The sequence below is a fragment of the Brevibacterium sp. BRM-1 genome (genome assembly GCF_026802075.1).
Lineage (GTDB): Bacteria > Actinomycetota > Actinomycetes > Actinomycetales > Brevibacteriaceae > Brevibacterium > Brevibacterium rongguiense.
The window spans coordinates 320,903-343,796 of record NZ_CP113788.1 but is presented as its reverse complement, the minus strand read 5'-3'; the positions used below and the strand labels follow the sequence as shown (position 1 = coordinate 343,796).

The following is a 22,894-nucleotide window of genomic DNA, read 5'->3' as shown; positions in this document are numbered from 1 at the left end:
GCGGGGCGAGGTTGTGCACACCGGGCCGTGGCCTAGCAGGCCCCACGGTGCCGTGTTCGCGCTCAGCGCAGGACCGCGGGGGCACGCGCGGCACCGGTCCGCACTCCGGCGGCGCCCCCGGGTGTGCGGGACGTCGTGCTACGCCGAGGCGCGGACCGGCCCGCGCAGGCGCGCGCGGCCCGCACCGGGGGCCAGGAGGCGAGCGGCGAGGGCCAGCAGGCCGTCGACGAGGACGGCGAGGCCCGCGACGAGGACGGCGCCCAGGAGCACCTCGCCGTAGTCGTAGACGGCCAGGCCGTCGAAGACGAAGCGGCCCAGGCCGCCCAGGTTGACGTAGGCGGCGATCGTCGCCGTCGCGATGACCTGGAGCGCCGCCCCGCGGAAGCCGGAGACGATGAGCGGCCCGGCGTTGGGCACCTCCACGCGCCAGAGGATCTGGCTCTCCGTCATCCCCATGGCCCGCGCGGCGTCCACGGCGGAGGCGCCGGCCGAGCGGATGCCGGAGCTCACGCCCGCGATGAGCGGTGGGATCGCGAGGATGACGAGGGCGACGATCGGGGGCATGAGGCCCAGGCCGAACAGCAGCACGAGGAGCGTCATGAGGCCCAGGCTCGGCAGCGCGCGCAGGGCATTGGCGCCGGCGACCAGCGGCATGCCGCGCCCCGTGTGGCCCACGAAGAGGCCGATCGGCACGGCGATGAGCGCGGCGATGGCCACGGCCAGTGCGGAGTAGCCCAGGTGCTCGGCGAGCCGGGTGCCGATGAGCGCGATCATGTCCGCGCCGCCTTCGCGCCGCGGGCCGCGGCGGCCGACTGGTCGCCGGCCCGCGCCCAGCGGGTGAGCGCCCACCCGATGAGGGCGAGGACCCGGTCGACTGCGAGGGCGAGGACGAGGATGGCGATGAGTCCCGCGATGATCTGGTCCGGATAGCTGCGCTGGTAGCCGGTGGTGAAGAGGTTGCCGAGTCCGCCCACGCCGATCACGGCCCCCACGCTGACCATGGACACGTTCGTCACGGCGACCACGCGCAGCCCCGGCAGCAGGACGGGCACGGCTAGGGCCAGGTCGACGGTGAGGGTGCGGCGCAGGGGGCCGTAGCCCATCGCCTCGGCGGCCTCGCGGACATCGCGGGGCACCGCGTCGAGCGCATCGAGGGCGGTGCGCAGCAGCAGGGCCAGCGAGTACAGGGACAGGGCGATGACGACGTTGGCCGGGTTGAGGATCGCCGTGCCGATGACGGCGGGGATGACGACGAAGAGCGCCAGGGAGGGGATCGTGAAGACGATCCCGGCGATGACGACCGCGATCGTCCGTGCCGCGCGGCGCCCGCGCAGCACGGCGGCCAGCGGGACGGCGAGCAGCAGGCCGATCACCGTGGGCAGGATGGCCAACAGGGCGTGCTGGGCGAACAGGCCCGCCACGATGTCGATGTTCTGGATGCCCCAGCGCACGTCTCAGACCTCCGTGTCCGCGGCGCCCGGGCGCCCGCCGCCGGCGGGCGTGGTCGTGTCGATGCGGGCGAGCACCGCGGTGCGGTCGATGAACCCCGCGAAGGCGCCCGCCTCGTCCACGGCGATGCCGGGCCCTGCCGGGGACGACAGCACCGAGTCGAGCGCCAGGCGCAGGTCGCCGCCGCGGTGGCACAGCGTGCCGACGATGACGGAGCCGGCGGGGCCCTCCCAGCGGACCGGCTTGGACTCCGCGTCCAGGCGCAGCGCCCAGTCCTCGCCCGCCACCTCGGCGGCGGGCCGGACCAGTGCGGGATCCGGACCGGGCAGCGGGGGCGTGACCGGCACCTCGGCGGCCTCGAAGCCCAGTGCCCGGAACCCGCGGTCGCGGCCCACCATCTCCGCGACGAAGGCATCGGCGGGGTCCGTGAGGATCTCGCGGCCCGTCGCGAACTGGTGGAGCCGGCCACCGGGGCCGAAGACGGCGAGGCGGTCGCCCAGGAGCAGGGCCTCGTCGATGTCGTGGGTGACGAAGACGATGGTCTGCGACAGCTGCCCGCGCAGCCGGATGAGCTCCTGCTGGAGCTCGCCGCGCACCACGGGGTCAACAGCGCTGAATGGCTCGTCCATGAGGAGGACGGGCGGGTCCGCGGCGAGCGCGCGGGCCACGCCCACGCGCTGCTGCTGGCCGCCGGAGAGCTGCGCGGGATAGCGGCGGTCGAGCTCCGGGTAGAGGCGCACGAGGCGCAGCGCGGCCTCGGCGCCCTCGCGCGCCTGGCCCTTCGACCGGCCGTCCAGGCGCAGCAGGGCCGCGACGTTGTCGAGCGCCGTGAGGTGCGGGAACAGGCCCGCGTCCTGGAGGACGTAGCCCATCGAGCGGCGCAGCGCGGTGGGGCGCTGCCCCGCGATGTCCTGCCCGCCCACGAGGATCCGCCCCGAGGTGGGGGTGACCATCCGGTTGATCATCCGCATGCTCGTGGTCTTGCCGCAGCCGCTGGGGCCCACGAAGGCGGTGAGCGAGCCGGCGGGCACCTCAAGGCTGAGGTCGTCGATGGCCGTGGTGCCGTCCGGGTACGTCTTCGTCACGTGCTCGAAGACGATGGACGGCGCCGAGCCGCCCGGGGTCTCGGTGCCGCTCGCGGCGGCGGGCTGTTGGGAGGAGGCGCTGGAGGTCATCGCCGGGCCCGCCTCAGCCGAGTCCCTTCTCCTTGAGCCAGTCCTCCGCGGCCTTGGACGGCTCCGTCTTCGCGTCGCCGGAGACCTCGTCGTTGAGCTTGCGCAGCTCATCGGTGGACAGCTGCTTCGAAACGGCGTTGAGCGCGTCCTTGACCTCATCGCTGGCGCCATCGGCCTTCATGACCGGGATGACGTTCTGCGCCGGGAAGTTGTCCTTGGGATCCTCGAGGACGACGAGCCCGTTTGCCTTGATCGCCGGGCTGGTCGTGAAGATGTTGGCGGCCTTGACCTTGCCGTCGGTGAGCGCCTTGACCGTTGCCGGGCCGCCGCCGTCGGAGATCGCCTCGAACTTCGCGGGCTTGACGCCGTAGAGCTTCTCCAGGCCGGGCAGGCCCACCGAGCGCTTCTGGAACTCGGGCGGGGCGCCCACCGTGAGGTCTGCGTTGTGGGCCTTGAGGTCGCCGATCGACTTGAGGCTCCACTGCTTGGCGGTGTCCGCCGTCACCGTCATGGAGTCCTTGTCCTCGGCCGGGGCCTTGTCGAGCATCGTCAGCCCCTTGGCGTCGAGCGCCTTGGGCAGCTCCGCGTCGATCTTCTCCGGGCTGCTGATGTCGGCCTTCTCGTCGAGGAAGCTCAGCAGGTTGCCCGTGTAGTCCGGCACTACGTCGATCGAGCCGTCCTCGAGGGCGGGAATGTAGGCCTCGCGGGAGCCGATGTTGAACTTCTCCTCGACCTCGACGCCCTTGGCCTTGAGCGCACCGGCGTAGAGGTTGCCGATGACCTCGGACTCCGGGAAGTTGGCCGAGGAGACGGTGACGGTCTTCGAGTCGCCGTCCTTCTTGTCGTCACCGCCGGAGAGGGGGTCTCCGCCGCAGCCGGCCAGGCTGAGGGCGCCCACGAGCGCGGCGGCGGACAGGGCGAGCGCACGGCGGCGCGCGGGGGCGTGAAGTGTGGGGGTCATAGTGCGCGATCTCCTCGTAGGGTTGAAAACCGGCCGAGTGCGGCGGATGTCGGAGCGCGTTCGCTGCGGGTCCGGACTGAGTCCACGTTAGCCGATGCGCGCGATGCGTGGGAGTGGGCGGCAGCAACTGCGGTTGTCGAAACCGGTGGCGGCCCACGCGAGGTGGGGACGGTCGGACGAGGCACGGTCGGGATGACAGGATTTGAACCTGCGACCCTCTGCTCCCAAAGCAGATGCGCTACCAAGCTGCGCTACATCCCGGTACAGGTACGACGCCCTGCAACGCCACCATCGTAGCGGGTCGACACGGCCGGTCGCGCGACGCGCACGGCAACGGCATCGGGGTGAGGCCGGGGCGCACCGGGACGGGACCGGAGTGCGCAGTGGGATCGCCGTGGGATTTGGCATCGCCCTGGGGGTGCACTACAGTCAACGGAGCAACTCGGGGATGTAGCTCAATGGTAGAGCCTCAGTCTTCCAAACTGATGGTGCGGGTTCGATTCCCGTCATCCCCTCCACCGGTGTTCTGCCTGGTGAGAGTGGTTAATTCGGTTGTGGAAATAGCAACCTTTCTTGCCTCTCAACCCCCATTCGTGACCCACTATGACCCAACGGGGCGCGTCGTGGGAAGCAGACACGATGAATCGGCCCCGTTCGGCCAGCCGCGCGCGGTCCCAGTTCGGGGCGATTGACCGGCTGCCCTCCGGCGCCTGCACCGCCGTCCCCCACGGCCTGCCGTCCGCACCGTGGTTCTTTCCGCACCGTGGTTCACTGGGGCGATGATCACCTACGAGACCGCGCAGCACGCCGTCCATCCCGCGCAGGCCGAGGGATTCTTCGTCGGCTGGCCCGCGCCGCCCACCCCGGAGATGCTCGTGCGCGTCATGGACGCGAGCCACCGGCGGGTGTGGGCGCTGGAGTGCGGGCGACCGGTGGGATTGGCCAATGCCATCAGCGACGGGCTGCTCACTGCCTTCATTCCGTGGCTGGAAGTGCTGCCCAGCCATCAGGGACGGGGCATCGGGTCCGAGCTGCTGCGCCGCCTCGTCGCCGAACTCGACGACATGTACTCGATAGACCTCACGTGCGACGAGGACCTCGTGCCGTTCTACACCGCGCGCGGGTTCACGGGGCTTGCCGGTGCCGGTGTTCGCAGGCCGGGCGCGCTGCGGGCCGCAGTCACGTCCTAGGCGCGCCCAAGCCGCGCGGGGCGCGGCCGGACCTGCGGATTCGACGGTGGACAGTCGCTCCCCGCCGCCGGCCTGCGACCCGCCGAGCTCCACAGCCTCGCACTCCGCATCCTCACCACCGCCGCGCCCGCCTGGCGGCGCACACGGCGGCACACACAGCGAGGGGCCCGGACACCACAGGGTGTCCGGGCCCTGCTGCATCAGCCGCTCAGCCGCAGCCCATCGGCCTCAGCCGATCAGCCTCAGCCGCTCAGCCGCAGCCCAGCGACCGCAGCGCCTCAGCGGTGCAGGTCGAAGCGGTCGTTCTCCGCGACCTTCTGCCATGCGCGGGCGAAGTCGCGCACGAACTTCTCCTTCGCGTCATCGCTCGCGTAGACCTCGGCCAGCGCGCGCAGCTCGGAGTTCGAGGCGAACACGAGGTCCGCGCGCGTGCCCTTCCACTTCTCCTCGCCGGTGACGGCGTCGACGCAGCGGAAGACCGTGCGCGCCTTGTCCTCGGCGATCCAGTCGTTGCCGAGCTCCAGGATGTTGACGAAGTAGTCGTTCGTCAGCTGGCCCGGGCGATCCGTGAGGACGCCCAGCTGCGAATCCTGGTAGTTCGCGCCCAGCACGCGCATGCCGCCCACCAGCGCCGTCATCTCCGGCGCCGTGAGCTTGAGCAGCTCCGAGCGGTCCACGAGCAGGTGCTCGGCGGGCACGCGGACGGCATCGGACTGGTAGTTGCGGAAGCCGTCGGCGGCCGGCTCGAGGAACTTGAACGCCTCGATGTCCGTCTGCTCCTGGCTGGCATCGACGCGGCCCTGGGTGAACGGCAGGTCGATCTGGACGCCGGCATCGGCCGCCGCCTTCTGCACGGCCACGGCCCCGCCCAGCACGATGAGGTCGGCGAGCGAGACCTCGTACGGCGCGTGGGCAGCATCGAAGTCGCGCTTGATGCCCTCGTAGACATCGAGCACCGCAGACAGCTGCGCCGGCTCGTTGACCTCCCAGTCGCGCATGGGCTGCAGGCGGATGCGCGCGCCGTCCGCACCGCCGCGCTTGTCGCTGCCGCGGAAGCTCGAGGCCGAGGCCCAGGCCGTCTTCACGAGCTGCGAGACGGTGAGCCCGGAGTCCAGGATCGCCCGGGTGAGGTCCGCGATCTGCGCCTCGCCGATCACCTGCGCGGGGCGCGCGGGCAGCGGGTCCTGCCAGATGAACTCCTCCTGCGGCGCCTTGTCGCCCAGGTACCGGGAGCTGGGGCCCAGGTCGCGGTGCGTGAGCTTGAACCACGCGCGGGCGAACGCCTGCGTGAACGCGGCCTGGTCGTCCTTGAACTTCCGGGAGATCTTCTCGTACTCCGGATCCACGCGCAGCGCCACGTCCGTGGTGAGCATGCGCGGCTCGCGGAAGGCATCGGAGTGGGCCATGGGGACCATGTCGCGGCCCGCGCCGTCCTTGGGCCGCCAGTGGATGTGCCCGCCCTCGCCGGTGGTGGGCTCCCACTCGTAGGCGAAGAGGATGTGGAAGAACTCGTTGTCCCACCGGGTGGGGTGGTAGGTCCAGGTGACCTCGATGCCGGAGGAGACCTGGTCGTCCCCGCGCCCGGTGCCGTAGCTGTTCTTCCAGCCCAGGCCCTGCTGCTCGAGCGGTGCCGCCTCGGGCTCCTCGCCCACGTACTCGGCATCGGGCGCCGCGCCGTGGGTCTTGCCGAACGTGTGGCCGCCGGCGATGAGCGCGACGGTCTCCTCGTCGTTCATGCTCATGCGCCCGAACGTCTCGCGGATGTCGTGGGCCGCGAGCTCCGGGTCCGGGTTGCCCTCGGGGCCCTCCGGGTTGACGTAGATGAGGCCCATCGTCGTCGCGCCGAACGGCTTCTCGAGCTCACGGGTAGTCGTGTTCGTGCCGTTGTAGCGCGCGTCCGTGCCCAGCCAGGTGGTCTCGGCGCCCCAGTAGACGTCCTCGGGCTCCCAGACGTCGTCGCGGCCGCCGGCCCAGCCGATCGTGTCGAGGCCCATCTGCTCGAGGGCCACCGTGCCGGCGAGCACGAGGAGATCGGCCCAGGACAGCGCCTGGCCGTACTTCTTCTTCACGGGCCACAGGACGCGGCGGCCCTTGTCGAGGCCCACGTTGTCCGGCCAGCTGTTGAGCGGGGCGAAGCGCTGCTGCCCGGCGCCCGCGCCACCGCGGCCGTCCATGACGCGGTAGGTGCCCGCGGAGTGCCAGGCGGTGCGCACGAGCAGCGGGCCGTAGTTGCCGAAGTCCGCGGGCCACCAGTCCTGGGACTCGGTGAGCAGCGCGGAGATGTCCGCCTTGACCTCGTCCAGGTCGAGCTTGGCGAACTCGGCCGCGTAGTCGAAGTCCGGGTCGGTGGGGCGCAGCTCCTGCGGGTTGTGCGCGAGGACGCGCAGGTTCAGGTGCTTGGGCCACCACTGCTGGTTGGCGTCGCCCTCGGTGGGGCTGAGCAGGCGCTCGCCCATCGCATCGGGCTCGTCGACGGCCTGGTTGATCTGCGGGGCGTGGCCGTGCTGCGGGGCGGGCTCGTCCTTGCCAGCGCCGTGGGGCACGGGGCAGCCGTTCATGGGGTCGGTCATGTCTTCCTCCTGTGGTGCTGCGCCCGGCTGCGGGACCGGGCGCCTGCGTGGTTCGGTGCTGTCTTCGTGCTCGGTGACGCGGTCACCGAGGCGGCGGGCCTGTGCCTGTGAGCCTAGGCCAGCCGTGCGCGCGCGCAGAGGGCCTGTCCGGCCAGCGGGCACGCGCGCGCGGCCTCCCGCCGCCGAGGCACGGGCCGGCACCCGCGCCCGCGCGCCTCGGGCGCGGCGGACTTCCGGGCCTGCCGGTCCGCCCGAGTGCCAACCGGCCGCCTGAGCACCCGGGCCTCCGAGGTGCGGGGCGGCTCAGACCTCGCCGGTCGCCTCGTAGTCGGCGATGATGCGCAGGCGGCGCACGTGGCGCTCGTCGTCGCTGAACGCGGCGGCGAGGAACGCATCGACGATGGCGAAGGCCTCGTCCTGCGGGTGCTGGCGCGCTCCCACCGCGACGATCTGGGCGTCGTTGTGCTCGCGGGCGAGCTTCGCGGTCTCCGTGTTCCAGGCGAGCGCGGCGCGGGCGCCGGGCACCTTGTTGGCCGCGATCTGCTCACCGTTGCCGGAGCCTCCGATGACGACGGCGAGCGCGTCCTGGCCCGCGGCGCGCTCGTCCACGGCCGCCCGGGCGGCGGCGATGCAGAACGCCGGGTAGTCGTCCTGGGCGTCGAAGGCCTTCGCGCCGTGGTCGACCACCTCGTGGCCGACCTGCGCGAGGTGCTCGCGCAGCGCTTCCTTGAACTCGAATCCTGCGTGGTCCGTTCCGAGATGGACTCTCATGTCCGCCTTTCTCCCCGGCCGCGTGCGGCCGGGGTGTGGGTGTGTCGTGCGGGTGCCGGGGCGGCCGGGCCGCCGCGCACCGGCTGGGCCTGCGGGTCCGGCAGGTGCTGCCGGACCCGGCGGCCCGTGCGGCTCAGTCGAAGACGGGGCCGGTCGTGCGGGTGCGCTTGAGCTCGAAGAACCCGGGGACGCCGGCGACGGCGAGCACGCCGTCGTAGAGGCGCCCGGCCTCCTCGCCCTTCGGGGCCGGCGAGACGACGGGGCCGAAGAACGCGACGTCGCCCACGGCGATGACGGGGGTGCCCACGTCCTCGCCCACCTTCTCGATGCCCTCCCGGTGGGAGGCGCGCAGCTTCTCGTCGTACTCCTCGGAGTGGGCGTACTGCGCCAGTTCGGCCGGCAGGCCCACCTGGGCGAGCGCATCGGCGATGACGCCGTCCCAGTCGTCGCGGCCGCCCGGGTGGATGAGCGTGCCCATGGCGGTGTAGAGGGGCTCGATGACCTCCTCGCCGTGCTGGTCGGCGGCGGCGATGACGACGCGCACCGGGCCCCAGACGGCATCCATCTTCGCCCGGTACTCCGCCGGCAGCTCGCGGCCCTCGTTGAGCACGGACAGGCTCATGACGTGGAAGCGGACCGTGACGTCGCGGACCTTCTCCACCTCCACGGCCCAGCGCGAGGTCATCCACGCCCACGGGCAGATCGGGTCGAACCAGAAATCCATCGTGCTCTTCGCCATGGGGCCTCCTTGAAGCGGTGGGCGGGTGCCGGGTCTGCGCGGGCAGCGGACCGGTGGCCGGGCCGACGCCGTGCGTACGTGGAACAATGGGATCGCCCCCATCATTTCAAACGGCGGGCAGAATCCGGAAAATGCGGGAAGGGTCTCAGTGCCACAGCACAATCTCACACGCGTCGAAGCCGCGGAGCGCGCCTCGCTCCTGTCCGTGACGTCCTACGACGTCACCCTCGTCCTCGACGGGCAGGGAGAGACGTTCCGGTCCGTGACCACCGTGCGCTTCACCGCGCACGAGGGCGCCTCCTCGTTCATCGACGCGATCACCGCGTCCGTCGACCGGCTGGTCCTCAACGGCGAGGAGCTCGACGCCGCGGCACTGCGCGGGGATGCCCGCATCGAGCTGCCGCACCTGGCCGCGGAGAACGAGCTCGTCGTCGACGCCCGCTTCTTCTACATGAACACCGGTGAGGGGATGCACCGGTTCGTCGATCCGGTCGACGACGAGGTCTACCTCTACTCGCAGTTCGAGGTCCCGGACTCCCGCCGCGTCTTCGCCGTGTTCGAGCAGCCGGACCTCAAGGCGAGCTTCTCGTTCACGGTGCTGGCCCCGCAGGCCTGGACGGTCGTGTCCAACGCGCCCACCCCGCAGCCGGAGGACCCGGCGGCCATCGCGGGCGGGCTCAACATCGCGGCGGAGGGCCTCGCGGCCTGGATCTTCGCCCCCACTCCCCCGATCTCCAGCTACATCACCGCCATCATCGCCGGACCCTACCGGAGCGTGCACGACGCGGTGCGCAGCTCCGACGGGGAGGAGGTCGCACTGGGTGTCTACTGCCGCGCCTCGCTGTTCGAGTACCTGGATGCCCAGGCGATCATCGGCATCACGAAGGCCGGCTTCGAGTTCTACGAGGCCGCGTTCGACACGCCCTATCCGTTCGAGAAGTACGACCAGCTCTTCGTCCCCGAGTTCAATGCGGGCGCCATGGAGAACGCCGGGGCCGTGACGATCGTGGAGAACTACGTCTTCCGCTCCCGCCCCACGGAGGCGATCGTCGAGCGCCGGGCCGTCACGATCCTCCACGAGCTCGCGCACATGTGGTTCGGCGACCTCGTCACGATGAAGTGGTGGAACGACCTGTGGCTCAACGAGTCGTTCGCGGAATTCATGTCCACGCTGGCCACTGCCGAGGCCACCGAGTTCGCCTCCGCGTGGACGACGTTCGCCTCGCTGGAGAAGTCGTGGGCCTACCGCCAGGACCAGCTGCCGAGCACCCACCCCATCGTCGCGCCCATCGAGGACCTCGCCGATGTCGAGGTCAACTTCGACGGCATCACGTACGCGAAGGGCGCCTCCGTGCTCAAGCAGCTCGTCGCCTGGGTGGGGCGGGAGAACTTCTTCGGCGGCCTCAAGGCCTACTTCGACGCGCACAGCTGGTCCAACACTGAGCTGCCCGACCTGCTGCGCGCGCTGAGCGAGGCATCGGGCCGCGATCTCGACTCCTGGACCCGCCTGTGGCTCCAGGAGTCCGGCATCAACGTCGTGCGCCCGCTCGTCGAGACCGATGAGCAGGGCCGCCTGACCCGGCTGGCGCTCGTGCAGGAGCCGTTCGCCATCGCCGGGCAGCCGGTGCCCTCACTGCGCCCCCACCGGATCGGCGTGGGCCTCTACGCGCTCGAAGGCCGCACCCTGGTCCGCACGGGGTTCGCGGAGGTCGACCTCGACTCCGCACTCGCCGAGGTGCCACTCGACCTGGGCGGGCCGCGCCCGGACGCGATCATCGTCAACGACGCGGACCTGTCCTACGCCAAGGTCCGCTTCGACGAGGCCACCCTCGCGACGGTGCTGGCCCGCCTCGACGGCTTCGAGGACTCGCTCACGCAGGTCATCGTGCTCACCACGCTGTGGGACATGGTCCGCGACGGCGAGCTGCCGGTCAGCGACTACATCGCAGCGCTCACCCGCCACCTGCCCTCGATCGAGCAGTCCACCGCCCTGCTCGTCCAGTTCCGCCAGCTCGCCACCGCACTGGGCTCCTATCTGGCGCCCGAGGCGCGCTCCGCCGCCCGCGCGCGGCTCGCCGCGGCGCTGTGGGACATGCTCGCCACCGCCCCCGCCGGCTCGGACCAGCAGTTCCAGTGCTTCCAGGCCTTCGTCAAGCACGCCCAAACGCCGGACCAGCTCGACCGCCTCGCGGCGATCCTCGCCGGTTCCGCCGAGGCGCCGGCCGGCATCGTCATCGACACGGACCTGCGCTGGGAGCTCATCATCGCGCTGGCCGCCGCCGAGCGGCTCGACGCCGAGGCAATCGCGCGCTGGCGCGAGTCCGACGACACCGCCGCAGGCCGCCGCGCGGCCGCGACCGCGCTGGCCGCGCCGGCCACCTCGGAGGCGAAGTCGCGGGCCTTCACCATGCTCAGCGAGGACCGCGAGCTGCCCAACGCCATGGTCGCGGCGATCGCCCGCGGGTTCGGCATCGGGCTGGAGCGCCCCGACGGCAGCCCGGTGGCAGCCGAGGCGCCGCTCGACGCGTTCGCCGCCGAGTACTTCGCCCGGCTCGCCGGGTGGTGGGAGACACGCACCCTCGAGATCGCGCAGACCCTCACGCTCGCCCTCTATCCGCCGGCCTCCGAGGCGGCCGTCGCCGCCACGCGGGTGTGGCTGGACTCTCACCCCGCCGCCCCGAAGGGGCTGGTGCGGCTCATGCGGGAGAACCTCGACACCGCCGAGCGCGCGCTCGCCATCCGCGCCGCCGACCGCGAAGGCGCCTGAGCGCGCAAGGCCCCGCCCGCACCGGATGGCCGCCCCGATAGGCGGGAGTGCCCCGCTGACCTGCAGCGGAGCCCGCGCCGGTTGGCAGCGGGCCCCGCTGCCAACCGCGCTCGGCCGGCGCGGGGCGGGCGCGCCTCGGCGGCGGAGCGGGGCCCGGCCCGCGGCGCGGGCACCCGGGCGCGGCCGGCGTGCGCACGAGCCCGGCCGGTGTTCCTGGGCGCGGCCTCAGCCGCACCTTGGAGCCGCGCTCAGACTCCGCCGGTAGCCTCGGAGGCGATATGACGAACGACCTCCTCACCCTCGCCTCACCCTCGCTGCCGGGCTCCCTGTCCGCGGCCGCCGCCCAGCTGGCCGCCATCAACTGGGAGTTCATCCTCGGCACGCCGCTGCGCATCGCGATCATCATCGTCGTGGCCGTGCTCATCAACATCGTGCTGCGCAAGGCGATCCGCAACTTCGCCCACAAGATCGCCGACGGCACGACCGCCGTGTCCCGGCGCCGCTTCTCCTCCTCCGGGGCCGACGAGCAGCAGGTCGAGCCCGCGCGCCATCGCACGGACGCCCGCGCGGACGAGGAGACGCTCAAGCGCCGCGCCCAGCGGGCCCGGACCGTCGGCTCGATGCTGTCGTCGTTCACCACGATCATCGTCTTCATCATCGCCTCGCTCTTCGTGCTTCAGGAGCTCGGCTTCGACCCGACGCCCATCCTCGCGTCCGCGGGCGTCGCCGGCGTCGCGATCGGCTTCGGGGCGCAGTCGCTCGTCAAGGACTACCTGAGCGGCTTCTTCATCGTCGTCGAGGACCAGTACGGGATCGGCGACTCCGTGGACCTGGGCGAGGCGATCGGCGTCGTCGAGGGGGTGGGCCTGCGGATCACGAAGGTGCGCGGCTCCGACGGCACGCTGTGGCACGTGCGCAACGGCGAGATCCTGCGGGTGGGCAACCAGTCGCAGGGCTGGGCGCGCGCGGTCATGGACATCCCCATGCCCTACAACGCCTCGCAGACGCTCATCGACGAGATCGTCCACACCGCGATCGCGAACCTGCGCAAGTCGCCCACGATCGGCCCGGACATCATCGAGGACCCGGAGGTGCTGGGCGTCCAGGAGCTCACCGGCACGTCCATGACGATCCGCACGCTCATCAAGACCAAGCCCAACCAGCAGTGGGCGGTGGCGCGGGCCTACCGCGCGGAGATCAAGCGCCAGCTCGATCGGCGCGGCATCGCCATCGCCCTGCCGGAGCAGACGGTCCTCACCACGATGCCCGACCCGGTGCAGGCGGCCGCCACGGCGCCCTCCAGCACTCCGACCGACGGCGATACGGCCGGTGACGGCGCATGATCGACCATGTCTCGCTGCAGCGCCCGGACAGCTTCTACGCGATGATCGGCGGGCACGCGACCTTCACGAAGCTCGTCGACGAGTTCTACGCCGGGGTCGCACAGGACGAGCTGCTCATCTCCATGTACCCGGACGGCGCGGACCTCACGGGCGCCAAGCACCGGCTGCAGAGCTTCCTCGAGCAGTACTTCGGCGGCCCTGGCACCTATTCGCAGGAGCGCGGCCACCCGCGCCTGCGCATGCGCCACCTGCCGTTCCCCGTCACCCCGCAGGCCCGCGACCGGTGGCTCGTCCACATGCGCGCCGCGCTCGATGCGATCGAGGTGCCGCCCATGTACGACGCCATGATGTGGGACTACTTCGAGCGGGCCGCGACGGCCATGGTCAACAGCCCCGAGGGCGCCACCGAGGGGCCCGGGCTGCCGGAATCGCGCTGAGCCGCGCGCGGGGCACCGGGTCACCGGCTGGCCCGCCCAGCCGCGGGGGGGGCAGAGCCACCGGCTGCGGGGCGCAGCCGAGCCATTCTTCGCTTCGGGGAGGGGCGGAGGCATTCGCGCCGGGGAGAAGCCGAGCCATTCGCGCCGGAAGAGGCGGAGTCACCCGCTCCAGGGAGTCGCTGTGTCACCCGCTGGCTCGGGTGAGGATGTGCCCGCCGCGGGTGCTCAGCCGCAGCCAGGGCCCGCTGGCGAAGACGGTCGCCGGCTCGGAGCCCGCGGCCAGGAATCCGAGCGCGTCCATCCCGAACGCCGCACCCGCCGGAAGGAGGCCGAGCACCGGCGAGGCACCGCCGGCCGGCTCAGCGGGTCGTGCGCGGGCCGAGGCGTTGTCGGCCCCGGTGGTGCCGGCGGCCTGGGCGGTGCCGGCGGCGCCCATCCCCTCGGCGGTATCGGCGGCGCCCACCCCCTGGGCGGAGTCGCCGGTGCCCATCCCCTCGGTGGTGTCGGCGGCGCCCGCCCCCTCGGTTGAGTCGGGGGCGCCCAGCCGCTCGGCGGCCCCACCCGCCTCGACGAGGCTGCGGCCCCAGACGCGGCGGCGCAGCGCGGCCACCGCGTGCGCCCCCGAGCCCTCCGGTGTGCCCCGTGCGATCTCCGCGATGCCGGCGCGGGCGATAGCGTGCAGCACCGCGGCGGGCACGCTGCCCGCGGCCGACCAGCCCCCGCGCGGAGGCGCGATGCCGGCCCAGGCGGCGTGCACCTCCTGCGGCGGCACGCCGATGTGCAGGGAACCGCGCGGGTTCGCGCGGGCGAAGCGGTCGAGGAGCGCCGCCGCCGGCACCACGGCATCGAGGCCGTCGGCCGAGGAGTCGGCGAGGCGGATCATGCGCATCCCCAGCACCAGCGGCATGCCGTCGCCCAGGCTCGCGGGATAGAGCGGCGCGCACGTGAGCACGAGCGTCGAGCCGGCGGCGCTCAGCCGGATCGCGGCCTCGGGATCCGCGCGGCGGGCGCGCTCGACCAGCGTCTGCCAGTCGGCCAGCGCGGCCGCGCTGGGCAGGGCGATGCTCACCGGCGGCGCTTGAGCGGAATCGGGTCGACGACGACCCGGCCGAGCGCCTCGACCTCGTCCTCGCGCAGACGGCGGGCACGGCCGGAGTCCGGATCGACGAAGACGACGTCGGTCTCCGCCACCGTGTAGACCCGCGACTCGTCGGGCTCGAGGACGACGTAGCCCACCGTGATCGTCACGGGGCTCACCCGGCTGATGACGACGTCGACGGCGATCGGGCCCTCCCTGTAGGGAATGGGCAGCCGGTACTCGACGGTGTGCGTGGACACGAGGATGTCCGTGTCCGCCGAGGCGGCGCGGAAGACCGGCGGGATCGGCACGCCGAACACGGAGGGGGCGGCGCCGTCCGCGGGATCCGAGGGCGCGGCATCGCGGGCCGCGGTGGGCGAGCCGAACGCGCGCACGCGCGCCTCCTCCAGCAGCCGAACCTGGGTCACATTGTTCACGTGGCCGTACGCGTCCATATCGCCCCAGCGCAGCTCGAGCAGCACGCGGGTGAAGGGGCCCGCGATGAGCGGATCGTGTGGGGTGCGTTCCATGCGCCCCATCTTGCCATCGGGGGCCGGGGACCGCGGCGGGCGGGTGCGCGCGGTGTCCTGGGCGCCGTGGGCGGCGGCTAAGCTGATCGCAGTCAAGCAGGAGGACACATGGACGATGCGCAGAACGCTGCGAACATGGCCGAGCTCGCACGCGTGCTCGACCTCGAGCCGCTGGGCGGACCCGGCCCGGGCGGCGAGGCACACGCGTTCCGCGCGTGGAACCAGCCCAAGCCCGGCGGGCGGCTGTTCGGCGGCCAGGTGCTCTCCCAGTGCGTCATGGCCACGTCGGCCACGGTCGACGATGACCGGCCCATCCACTCGTTCCACGGCTACTTCCTGCGCGCGGGCCACGACGACGTCGAGCTGCTGTTGGGCGTCGAGGACCTGCGCGACGGCGGGTCCTTCACCACGCGCCGCGTCCAGGCCTATCAGGACGGCACGCCCATCTTCTCCGGCATCGCCTCGTTCCAGCTCCGGCAGTCGGGCCTCGAGCACCACGACGAGATGCCCGCCGGCGTCCCGCGGCCCGAGGACGTTGCCCCGCTGCAGGACATGCTCGCCGCCTCGGACAACCCGCACGTGGCCGGCTGGGTGCTCAAGCGCCCCTTCGACATCCGGCCCATCGGCGGGGAGATCCACTCGCACTTCCACGGCCCCCAGGCACCCGACCAGCGCTTCTGGCTGCGCGCGGCGACCGCCTTCCCCACGGACCCGGTGCGCAACGCGGCCGCCGCGGCCTACGCCTCGGACTACAGCCTCCTCGAGCCCACCCTGCGCGCGCACGGGCTGAGCTGGAGCGACGCCCGCCTGCGCATGGCGAGCCTCGACCACGCGATGTGGTGGCACGCCCCCATCGACTTCAACGACTGGCTGCTCTTCGACTACCGCTCCCCCGCCGCGGAGAACGGGCGCGGCCTGGGCATCGGCCGGATCTTCAGCCGCGATGGGCGCCTGCTCGCCTCGGTGGCCCAGCAGGGCATGGTGCGCGTCAAGGAGTAGCACCGCCCCTGTGGGCAGGAACGCAGTGGGACTCACCGCCGGCCCGCGCATGCGAAAGGGGGCGCCGCCCGGCAGTGCCGGGCGGCGCCCCCTTGCGTGAACCGCAGGCGCGGGTGAGGCTCAGTCGCGCGTGAGGCGGCGGTGGGTGATGCGGTGGGGGCGTGCGGCCTCCTCACCCAGGCGCTCGACCTTGTTCTTCTCATAGGCCTCGAAGTTGCCCTCGAACCAGTACCAGTTCGCGGGATTGTCCTCCGTGCCCTCCCAGGCCAGGATGTGGGTGGCGACGCGGTCGAGGAACCAGCGATCGTGCGAGGTGACCACGGCGCAGCCGGGGAAGTCGAGGAGCGCGTTCTCCAGCGAGCCCAGGGTCTCGACGTCGAGGTCGTTGGTGGGCTCGTCGAGGAGCAGCAGGTTGCCGCCCTGCTTGAGGGTGAGGGCGAGGTTGAGCCGGTTGCGCTCACCGCCGGAGAGCACCCCGGCCTTCTTCTGCTGGTCAGGGCCCTTGAAGCCGAACGCGGAGACGTAGGCGCGCGAGGGCATCTCCACCGCGCCCACCTGGATGAAGTCCAGGCCGTCGGAGACGACCTCCCAGAGCGACTTGTCCGGGTCGATGCCGCCGCGGGACTGGTCGACGTAGCTGATCCGCACGGTCTCGCCGACCTTGAGGTTGCCGCCGTCGATCTCCTCGAGGCCCACGATCGACTTGAACAGCGTCGTCTTGCCCACGCCGTTCGGGCCGATGACGCCCACGATTCCGTTGCGCGGCAGAGTGAAGGACAGGTCGTCGATGAGGAGGCGGCCGTCGAAGCCCTTCTCCAGGTCCTTCGCCTCGATGACGATGTCGCCCAGGCGCGGGCCCGGCGGGATCTGGATCTCCTCGAAGTCGAGCTTGCGGGTCTTCTCCGCCTCCGCGGCCATCTCCTCGTATCGGTTGAGGCGCGCCTTCGACTTCGTCTGGCGGGCCTTCGCGTTCGAGCGGACCCACTCGAGCTCTTCCTTCAGGCGCTTCTGCAGCTTCTGGTCCTTCTTGCCCTGGACCTTGAGGCGCTCCTGCTTCTTCTCCAGGTAGGTGGAGTAGTTGCCCTCGTAGGGGTAGAGGTGGCCGCGGTCGACCTCCGCGATCCACTGTGCGACGTGGTCGAGGAAGTACCGGTCGTGGGTCACGGCGATGACGGCGCCGGGGTAGCTGGCCAGGTGCTGCTCGAGCCAGAGCACCGATTCGGCGTCGAGGTGGTTGGTGGGCTCGTCGAGGAGCAGCAGATCCGGCTTCTCCAGCAGCAGCTTGCACAGCGCCACGCGGCGGCGCTCACCGCCGGACAGGTTGGTCACCGGGGTGTCCGGCGGCGGGCAGCGCAGCGCGTCCATGGCCTGCTCGAGCTGCGAGTCGAGATCCCAGGCGTCGGCCGCGTCGATGGCCTCCTGCAGCTTGCCCATCTCCTCCATGAGCGCGTCGAAGTCCGCCTCCGGATCCGCCATGAGCTCGGAGATCTCGTTGTAGCGGTCGACCTTCGCCTTGATCTCGCCCACGCCCTCTTCGACGTTGCCGAGGACGGTCTTGTCCTCGTTGAGCGGCGGCTCCTGCTGGAGGATCCCCACGGTGTAGCCGGGGCTCAGGCGGGCCTCGCCGTTCGAGGGCTGATCGAGGCCGGCCATGATCTTGAGGATCGTCGACTTGCCGGCGCCGTTGGGCCCGACCATGCCGATCTTGGCCCCCGGGTAGAAGGACATCGACACGTCGTCGAGGATGACTTTGTCACCGTGCGCCTTGCGCGCCTTGTGCATGGTGTAAATGAATTCGGCCATAGTGGTCCCAGGTTATCCGCCGGGCCGGTGGCCTGCCAGTCGGGGCGCGTGGGCAGGCGCTCAGTTGCCGCCCAGGCCGCCGCCGGAATCGGAGTCGCCGTCCGAGTCTCCCGAGTTCGAGCCACTGGAGCCGGGCGATCCGCCGGACGTCGAAGCGCTGCCGGAGCTCGGCGACTGCGTCGACTTGGGGTTGTTGAGGTCATCGCCGGGCAGGTGGCCCGCCCCGTTGTCGGTGTCGCCGCTGCGGCGCTGCTCGCCGGTGGGCGCCTTCACGCCCTTGGGCCGCTCGACCTTGCCCATGAGGCAGGTGCCATCGGACTTCATCGGGGGCATGAGCTCGGCGGTGACCTTGCCGTCGCGGATCTCGCCGACGACGCAGCCCTCCTTGACCTTGACGCCGAACATCTTGGCGGGCACATCGTGCTTGAGAGGAGAGGAGTCGATCGTCGTCTCCAGGTTCTTCTTGGCGTACCCGGCCTTGGTCATGGCGGCGAAGAACTGCTTGCTGTCGGGCATCGTGCCCGCGTCGGTGAGCGGCTTGAGCGCGGCGGCGACCTTGTCGACCGCGGCGGGCACCTCCTTCTCCTCGGTCTTGGGCGCATTGCCCTTGGGGCCGAAGAAGCCGCACCCGCTGAGCGCGGCGAGGCCGGCACATGCGACTGCGACGGGCGCTGCCCGGAGGATGCTGTTGCTCACGCCCGCAAGCCTACCGCGAACCGGCCCACGAGCGGCCAGCGCACCGCCGCGGGGCCCTGCCTGGGCCCGCGCGACACAGCACGAGGAGCTCCGGAGGCCGGGGCGAACGCGCCCGAGTGCGCCGAACCCCGAACGGAGCCCGCCCTCGGTCAGAACGGCGGGGAATCACCGCCCCCGCCGTCCGCACCGGCGCCCACGAGGCTGCGCTCACCGTCCGCCTCGTCAGCGGAGCCCTCGGAACCGCGACGCTGGGTCTGGGCAGCGCGCCCGCCCGCTCCCGCTCCTCCCTCGACCGCGCGCTCCTTGCCGGGGCCTCCTGCACCCGCGGCGGCACCGCCGGGGCCACCACCGCCGGCCCCGGGTGCGCCCGCCGTGCCCGGGACGGTCTCCTGGGCGGTCTCGCCGCCGTCGGGGCGCTTGGCCGCGCGGCTGAAGCGCGTGGCTCCGAAGCGCATGTTGTGGCCCACCATCTCCGCGACGACCTGCGGGGTGGAGCCGGACTTCTCCTCGGTCTGCCACTCGCGCACGCGCAGCCGGCCGACGACGATGACGGGCTCGCCCTTGTGCAGGGAGGCGAAGAGGTTCTCGGCCAGCGCGCCGAAGGCCGACACGTCGAACCAGGTGGTGTCGTACTCCTCGAAGGCGCCGGTGGACGGATTGAAGCCGTCATGGGAGACGGCCATCCGGAAGCTCAGCCAGCGCTTGCCGTCCGCGGTCGTGCCCGCGCGCGGCTCTGAGCCGACCGTGCCGATGAAGTGGTTGAGGATCTTCATGGTGTCTCCTTCTGAGTCCGGGCCCAGGCAGGGCCGTGCTCAGAGGAGATCACGCGGCGGACGCGCACCCCGGGCAAACGGCGGGCGCTGTGGACGCACCTCCGGCGTCCCCAGCCACCACCTCACACCGGGCGCGGGCCTTCCACCGCTCGCAGCCGCCGCGGCCGCACGGGGAACCCGCTCAGTACAGAGGCTCCGCGCGGCGCACGCGCGCGCTTGGCAGCGCCAGCCTCAGCGCAGCGCGTCGTAGATGGCCCGGTGCTCGGCGAGGACCTGTGCGATCGGCGCGAAGTATGAGCCTGCGGCGGCCCGGCCAATGGCATCGGCCATGCGCTCGCGCACCTGGGCCGCAGCGCGATCGGCACCGCGAAGGCGGGCGCCCGCGGCCAGGACGGAAGTGATCAGCGAGCCCACGGCGCCGAGCACGAGCACCCCAGCGGGCACGATCCACAGCAGCGGGCTCCCATCGAGCAGGCCCAGCACTGCGGCGATGATCCCTGCGACCAGGGCCAGCGCGCCGATGATCGTGAGGACGAAGAACAGCACCTGGAAGAACCGTGCCGCCCCCCACCAGCCGGGCGTGGGGCGCTCCAGGTGCACGCCTGTCACCGCCTCGTCAAGGGTCTCGGTGAGCTGCGCGGTGCCGCGCTTCTCCGCCGAGCTCACGGAATCCCGCCAGCTCAACGGCAGGCCGGCAGTGGCCTCGGCGACGAATTCGTGGGCGGCGAGGTTGACCCGCGCGCTCTGGGCGGGGCTGGTCTCCGGCACGCCGGCGCGCAGCAGATCGTCCCGGTCGCCACCGTGGCGGGCACCCAGCGGGTCCGGCTTGCCGCGCTGCAGGCGGGCGAGCACGGGGTACGCGCTCACCCGGTAGGCCCGGCGCAGGTAGTCGTCGTGCACGGTCTGGGCCAGCGCCTCGACGCCGGCAGCCTCCTCCATGGCGGCCACGAGCCTGTCCGCGCCGGCAAGCTGCTCGGGATCCGCGACGGGTTCGCCGAGTTCGCCGCGGATCCGCTGGCCCATGGCCTGCAGATCGGCGACGAGGCGCTCACCGGCCGCATCGTGTGCGGAAACGGTCTCCTGCAGCAGGGTGCGCAGCTCGGGCACGCCCTCGCGGGTGGCCGCGGAGGCCAGTCGCACCTCGGCGTCGGCCAGCCCATCGTGCTCGAGCAGCTTGCGGAGGTGGTCGGCTGTGGCCCTGCGCTCGTCGAAGGCGAGCCGGTCGACCTGGTTGAGGACGACCACGACGCTGTCGGAGTACTCGGCCAGCCGGGTGAGGTAGCGCGAGTGCAGCGCGTAGTCGGCGTACTTCTGCGGGTCGACGATCCACAGGACCACATCGACCATGCCGACGAGGCGGTCGGACTCCACGCGGTGGGCCTGCGCCGTCGAGTCGTGGTCGGGCAGGTCGAGGAGCACGAGGCCGTGGAGGGCCTCCTCATCGTGGCCGTCGAGGGCGCTCTCGCGCCACGTGCGGTTCTCCGCGGGCACCTCGAGCCAGTCGAGCAGGTCCTCGCCGCCGCTGCCCCACACGCACGCGGTGGGCTTCGACGTGGTGGGCCGGCGGACGCCCACCTGGGCGATCTCCAGCCCGGAGACGGCGTTGAACAGGCTCGATTTGCCCGAGCCGGTCGAGCCGGCGAACGCGACGACGGTGAAGTCGTCGCCCAGCCCCTGGCGCTGCTCGGCGCGGCCCAGGAGCTCGGCGGCGGCCGTCGCGGTCTGCGCGCTCAGCGCACCAGCCTGGGCGTTGAGCGCGGCGCGGATGCCCGCCGCCCGGCGCTTGATCTCGCTGCGGGTGGACTCGCTGGTCACAGCAGTTCCTCCAATCGGGCGGCGGCCCCGCGCAGGGCACCGGCCTGGCGCGCGGGCACCTCGGAGACCGCGAGCGCATGGTCGTAGGGGGCGCGGCAGGCGCGCAGCAGTGCGCCGGCGTCCGTGAGGAGGCTGCGGCGCGCGGCGACGGCGAGGTCGCGCGTGACGTCCTCGCCGAAGATCGTCACGAGCAGCTTGTCGGCCACGAGTGCGGTCGAGGTGCGCTGCTGGGGTCCGCGGTCGCCGCCGATGCCGCAGAAGACGCCGATCATGAGGACGGCCGCGACGCCGTTGACGCCGAAGGACAGGATGCGGGCGCGGGCCCGCTTGCTCTGCCCGACCTCGCCGACGAGCTTGTTGACGTCGTCGATCCACTCCCCCACCAGGGCGCGCAGGCGGGCGTCGAAGTCGGCCGGCAGGCGCGTCATCTCCGGATTGGCCTGCACGATCGCGGCACCGGCCGGCGAGTCCTGCCACTGCCGCGAGGTGGCCGCGACGGCCTCGACTGCCTGCTCGCGCACGAGCACGGATACGGCGCCGGCGATCGCGTTCTCGAGTGGCTCCGCCGTGTCGCGGCGGCCGGTGACGGCGGAGGTGATGCGGTCGCGCAGGCGGGCGACGGTGGGCTCGAGGCCGCGGAAGAACTGCCCGGCGCCCACGAAGTCCTGCCAGCGGGCCAGCACCTCGCCGCGCAGGGCGCGCCCGCCCACGAGCGCGCGGGCGAGCTCGTCGGCGGCGTGGGCGAAGGCCACGTCGACGCTGCGGGACAGTCCATCGTGGGCGGCCTCCTGCTCGGCGGCGCAGTCCGCCAGCGCCTCGATGCGCGGGGGCACGGCCCGCAGGGCGCCGGCCAGGGTGCGGGCCATGACGCGTTCGCGGGCGCGCTCGCTGCGCCCCAGGTTGAGCACCCATGACTGGAGCGGGAAGATCGCGGCATCGGGGATCATCCCGTCGCGCAGGTTAAGCTCCGGCACGGTGAAGATGGGGGCGGACTCCAGGCCCTGGGCGGCGAGCAGCTCGCCCAGGTGGTGGCGGACCTCCCGGTTCGCGGCGGCGGGCACGCGGTCGAGCACGATGGCCACGGCGGTGCCGCGCTCCGAGCAGTCCGCGAGCAGCTCCCACGGCATCGCATCGGCATAGCGCGCCGCGGTCGTGACGAACAGCCACAGGTCCGCGGCGGCGAGGAGCTGGCGGGCGAGCGCCCGGTTGTCCGCCTCGACCGAATCGATGTCCGGCGAGTCGATGAGCGCCAGCCCAGGGGGCACCGCCTCGGAGGAGACGAGGCGCAGCTGCGGGTCGTCCCCGCGCTGCTCGGAGCGGGCGACGCGGCGCAGGCCGGGGAGTACGCGGGCGGGGTCGCCGAAGTGCGCGGAGTCCGCCGGGTTGTGCACGAGTACCGGCCAGCGGGTGGTGGGCCTGAGCGCGCTGGCGGCGGAGACCTCGGCGCCGATCATCGAGTTCACGAGGGTGGACTTGCCGGCGCCGGTCGACCCGCCCACGACCACGAGCAGCGGCGCGTCCGCGTGCGCGAGTCGCGGCAGGAGGTAGTCGTCGAGCTGGTCGCCGATGCTGCGCACGAGTTCGTGCCCGCGCACCCCGTCCGGGGTCCGCAGGGGGAAGCGCGTGGCGTGCACGCGGGCGGCGAGGTCGCGCAGCGCGGACCCGATGCCCGGCCGCAGCGCCTGTTCGTCGGATGCATGAGTCACGCGTCCACCTTCTCCGCTTTCTCTCAGACTCTCCACTCACCACGCCGGTGAGCCCCCGGATTCCGGGCCGCGTGCGCTCCGGCACCGTGCCC

19 protein-coding genes and 2 tRNA genes are annotated in these 22,894 nt (G+C 72.3%); 6 read left to right on the top strand and 15 right to left on the bottom strand.

Going from position 1 to position 22,894, the window contains the following annotated elements:
* Window positions 1-138 precede the first annotated feature (138 nt).
* From BRM1_RS01525 to BRM1_RS01505, 5 genes are all read right to left on the bottom strand, one after another.
* Entirely contained in the window at window positions 139-774 is a 636-nt protein-coding gene (locus BRM1_RS01525) for an ABC transporter permease (RefSeq protein ID WP_160954086.1), read from the bottom strand.
* Entirely contained in the window at window positions 771-1,451 is a 681-nt protein-coding gene (locus BRM1_RS01520) for an ABC transporter permease (RefSeq protein WP_268527483.1), read from the bottom strand. Before BRM1_RS01520 ends, BRM1_RS01525 begins: the two co-directional genes overlap by 4 nt.
* 3 nt (window positions 1,452-1,454) lie before the next feature.
* Window positions 1,455-2,624, bottom strand: a complete 1,170-nt coding sequence (locus BRM1_RS01515) for an ABC transporter ATP-binding protein (protein WP_268527480.1) — start codon at window positions 2,622-2,624, stop codon at window positions 1,455-1,457.
* 13 nt (window positions 2,625-2,637) lie between these two features.
* Window positions 2,638-3,585: an ABC transporter substrate-binding protein gene (locus BRM1_RS01510; protein ID WP_268527476.1), complete on the bottom strand. Its 948-nt coding sequence runs from the start codon at window positions 3,583-3,585 to the stop codon at window positions 2,638-2,640.
* 187 nt (window positions 3,586-3,772) lie between these two features.
* A tRNA-Pro gene (locus tag BRM1_RS01505) sits at window positions 3,773-3,846 on the bottom strand.
* A gap of 183 nt (window positions 3,847-4,029) precedes the next feature.
* On the opposite strand from BRM1_RS01505, the gene BRM1_RS01500 reads away from it, so the two are divergent.
* Together BRM1_RS01500 and BRM1_RS01495 are read left to right on the top strand one after the other, a co-directional pair.
* Window positions 4,030-4,103: transfer RNA gene (locus BRM1_RS01500), tRNA-Gly, on the top strand.
* Window positions 4,104-4,364: 261 nt separating this feature from the next.
* A complete protein-coding gene (locus BRM1_RS01495) occupies window positions 4,365-4,775 on the top strand; it encodes a GNAT family N-acetyltransferase (RefSeq protein ID WP_268527474.1) in 411 nt (136 codons plus the stop codon).
* 278 nt (window positions 4,776-5,053) lie between these two features.
* On the opposite strand, the gene katG is transcribed toward BRM1_RS01495, so the two are convergent.
* From katG to BRM1_RS01480, 3 genes are all read right to left on the bottom strand, one after another.
* Window positions 5,054-7,345: a catalase/peroxidase HPI gene (gene katG, locus BRM1_RS01490; protein ID WP_442864335.1), complete on the bottom strand. Its 2,292-nt coding sequence runs from the start codon at window positions 7,343-7,345 to the stop codon at window positions 5,054-5,056.
* Between the two features lie 303 nt (window positions 7,346-7,648).
* On the bottom strand, window positions 7,649-8,116 hold the full coding sequence (locus BRM1_RS01485; protein WP_268527472.1) for a ribose-5-phosphate isomerase: 468 nt from the start codon (window positions 8,114-8,116) through the stop codon (window positions 7,649-7,651).
* A 133-nt stretch (window positions 8,117-8,249) separates the two neighbouring features.
* Entirely contained in the window at window positions 8,250-8,855 is a 606-nt protein-coding gene (locus BRM1_RS01480; protein WP_268527470.1) for a mycothiol-dependent nitroreductase Rv2466c family protein, read from the bottom strand.
* Window positions 8,856-9,003: 148 nt separating this feature from the next.
* Between BRM1_RS01480 and pepN the strand changes: the two genes are divergently transcribed.
* The 3 genes from pepN to BRM1_RS01465 all read left to right on the top strand — a co-directional run bounded on the left by pepN (window position 9,004) and on the right by BRM1_RS01465 (window position 13,402).
* Window positions 9,004-11,622, top strand: a complete 2,619-nt coding sequence (gene pepN / locus BRM1_RS01475) for an aminopeptidase N (RefSeq protein WP_268527468.1) — start codon at window positions 9,004-9,006, stop codon at window positions 11,620-11,622.
* A 278-nt stretch (window positions 11,623-11,900) separates the two neighbouring features.
* Complete coding sequence (locus BRM1_RS01470; RefSeq protein ID WP_268527467.1) at window positions 11,901-12,965, top strand: mechanosensitive ion channel family protein; 1,065 nt, start codon at window positions 11,901-11,903, stop codon at window positions 12,963-12,965.
* Window positions 12,962-13,402 (top strand): globin, encoded by a 441-nt coding sequence (locus tag BRM1_RS01465; protein WP_268527465.1) that lies wholly within the window; start codon window positions 12,962-12,964, stop codon window positions 13,400-13,402. Before BRM1_RS01470 ends, BRM1_RS01465 begins: the two co-directional genes overlap by 4 nt.
* 184 nt (window positions 13,403-13,586) lie before the next feature.
* Here the strand turns inward: BRM1_RS01465 and BRM1_RS01460 are convergent, their stop codons facing one another.
* A complete protein-coding gene (locus BRM1_RS01460; RefSeq protein ID WP_268527463.1) occupies window positions 13,587-14,471 on the bottom strand; it encodes a hypothetical protein in 885 nt (294 codons plus the stop codon).
* Window positions 14,468-15,010, bottom strand: a complete 543-nt coding sequence (locus BRM1_RS01455; RefSeq protein WP_160953016.1) for an acyl-CoA thioesterase — start codon at window positions 15,008-15,010, stop codon at window positions 14,468-14,470. The genes BRM1_RS01460 and BRM1_RS01455 overlap by 4 nt, the downstream gene beginning before the upstream one ends.
* Window positions 15,011-15,118: 108 nt before the next feature.
* On the opposite strand from BRM1_RS01455, the gene BRM1_RS01450 reads away from it, so the two are divergent.
* Complete coding sequence (locus BRM1_RS01450; protein ID WP_160953015.1) at window positions 15,119-16,009, top strand: acyl-CoA thioesterase; 891 nt, start codon at window positions 15,119-15,121, stop codon at window positions 16,007-16,009.
* A 120-nt stretch (window positions 16,010-16,129) separates the two neighbouring features.
* Here BRM1_RS01450 and ettA read toward each other — a convergent pair whose 3' ends face one another.
* The 5 genes from ettA to BRM1_RS01425 all read right to left on the bottom strand — a co-directional run bounded on the left by ettA (window position 16,130) and on the right by BRM1_RS01425 (window position 22,802).
* Window positions 16,130-17,812, bottom strand: a complete 1,683-nt coding sequence (gene ettA / locus BRM1_RS01445; RefSeq protein WP_160953014.1) for an energy-dependent translational throttle protein EttA — start codon at window positions 17,810-17,812, stop codon at window positions 16,130-16,132.
* 60 nt (window positions 17,813-17,872) lie between these two features.
* Entirely contained in the window at window positions 17,873-18,508 is a 636-nt protein-coding gene (locus BRM1_RS01440; RefSeq protein WP_268527461.1) for a DUF6993 domain-containing protein, read from the bottom strand.
* A gap of 149 nt (window positions 18,509-18,657) precedes the next feature.
* Window positions 18,658-19,281 carry a single-stranded DNA-binding protein gene (locus BRM1_RS01435; protein WP_160953013.1) on the bottom strand — a complete coding sequence of 208 codons (624 nt, stop codon included), beginning with the start codon at window positions 19,279-19,281 and terminating at the stop codon, window positions 18,658-18,660.
* 231 nt (window positions 19,282-19,512) lie between these two features.
* Entirely contained in the window at window positions 19,513-21,096 is a 1,584-nt protein-coding gene (locus tag BRM1_RS01430; RefSeq protein WP_160953012.1) for a GTPase, read from the bottom strand.
* Entirely contained in the window at window positions 21,093-22,802 is a 1,710-nt protein-coding gene (locus tag BRM1_RS01425) for a dynamin family protein (RefSeq protein ID WP_268527458.1), read from the bottom strand. Before BRM1_RS01425 ends, BRM1_RS01430 begins: the two co-directional genes overlap by 4 nt.
* Window positions 22,803-22,894 lie beyond the last annotated feature (92 nt).

Bases quoted from the DNA above. Each gene is read 5' to 3' on its own strand.
- BRM1_RS01515 (WP_268527480.1), bottom strand. From the start codon at position 2,624: ATGACCTCCAGCGCCTCCTCCCAACAGCCCGCCGCCGCGAGCGGCACC.
- katG (WP_442864335.1), bottom strand. From the start codon at position 7,345: ATGACCGACCCCATGAACGGCTGCCCCGTGCCCCACGGCGCTGGCAAG.
- BRM1_RS01470 (WP_268527467.1), top strand. From the start codon at position 11,901: ATGACGAACGACCTCCTCACCCTCGCCTCACCCTCGCTGCCGGGCTCC.
- BRM1_RS01495 (WP_268527474.1), top strand. From the start codon at position 4,365: ATGATCACCTACGAGACCGCGCAGCACGCCGTCCATCCCGCGCAGGCC.
- BRM1_RS01485 (WP_268527472.1), bottom strand. From the start codon at position 8,116: ATGAGAGTCCATCTCGGAACGGACCACGCAGGATTCGAGTTCAAGGAA.
- BRM1_RS01465 (WP_268527465.1), top strand. From the start codon at position 12,962: ATGATCGACCATGTCTCGCTGCAGCGCCCGGACAGCTTCTACGCGATG.
- BRM1_RS01525 (WP_160954086.1), bottom strand. From the start codon at position 774: ATGATCGCGCTCATCGGCACCCGGCTCGCCGAGCACCTGGGCTACTCC.
- BRM1_RS01510 (WP_268527476.1), bottom strand. From the start codon at position 3,585: ATGACCCCCACACTTCACGCCCCCGCGCGCCGCCGTGCGCTCGCCCTG.
- BRM1_RS01455 (WP_160953016.1), bottom strand. From the start codon at position 15,010: ATGGAACGCACCCCACACGATCCGCTCATCGCGGGCCCCTTCACCCGC.
- BRM1_RS01480 (WP_268527470.1), bottom strand. From the start codon at position 8,855: ATGGCGAAGAGCACGATGGATTTCTGGTTCGACCCGATCTGCCCGTGG.
- BRM1_RS01450 (WP_160953015.1), top strand. From the start codon at position 15,119: ATGGACGATGCGCAGAACGCTGCGAACATGGCCGAGCTCGCACGCGTG.
- ettA (WP_160953014.1), bottom strand. From the start codon at position 17,812: ATGGCCGAATTCATTTACACCATGCACAAGGCGCGCAAGGCGCACGGT.
- BRM1_RS01435 (WP_160953013.1), bottom strand. From the start codon at position 19,281: ATGAAGATCCTCAACCACTTCATCGGCACGGTCGGCTCAGAGCCGCGC.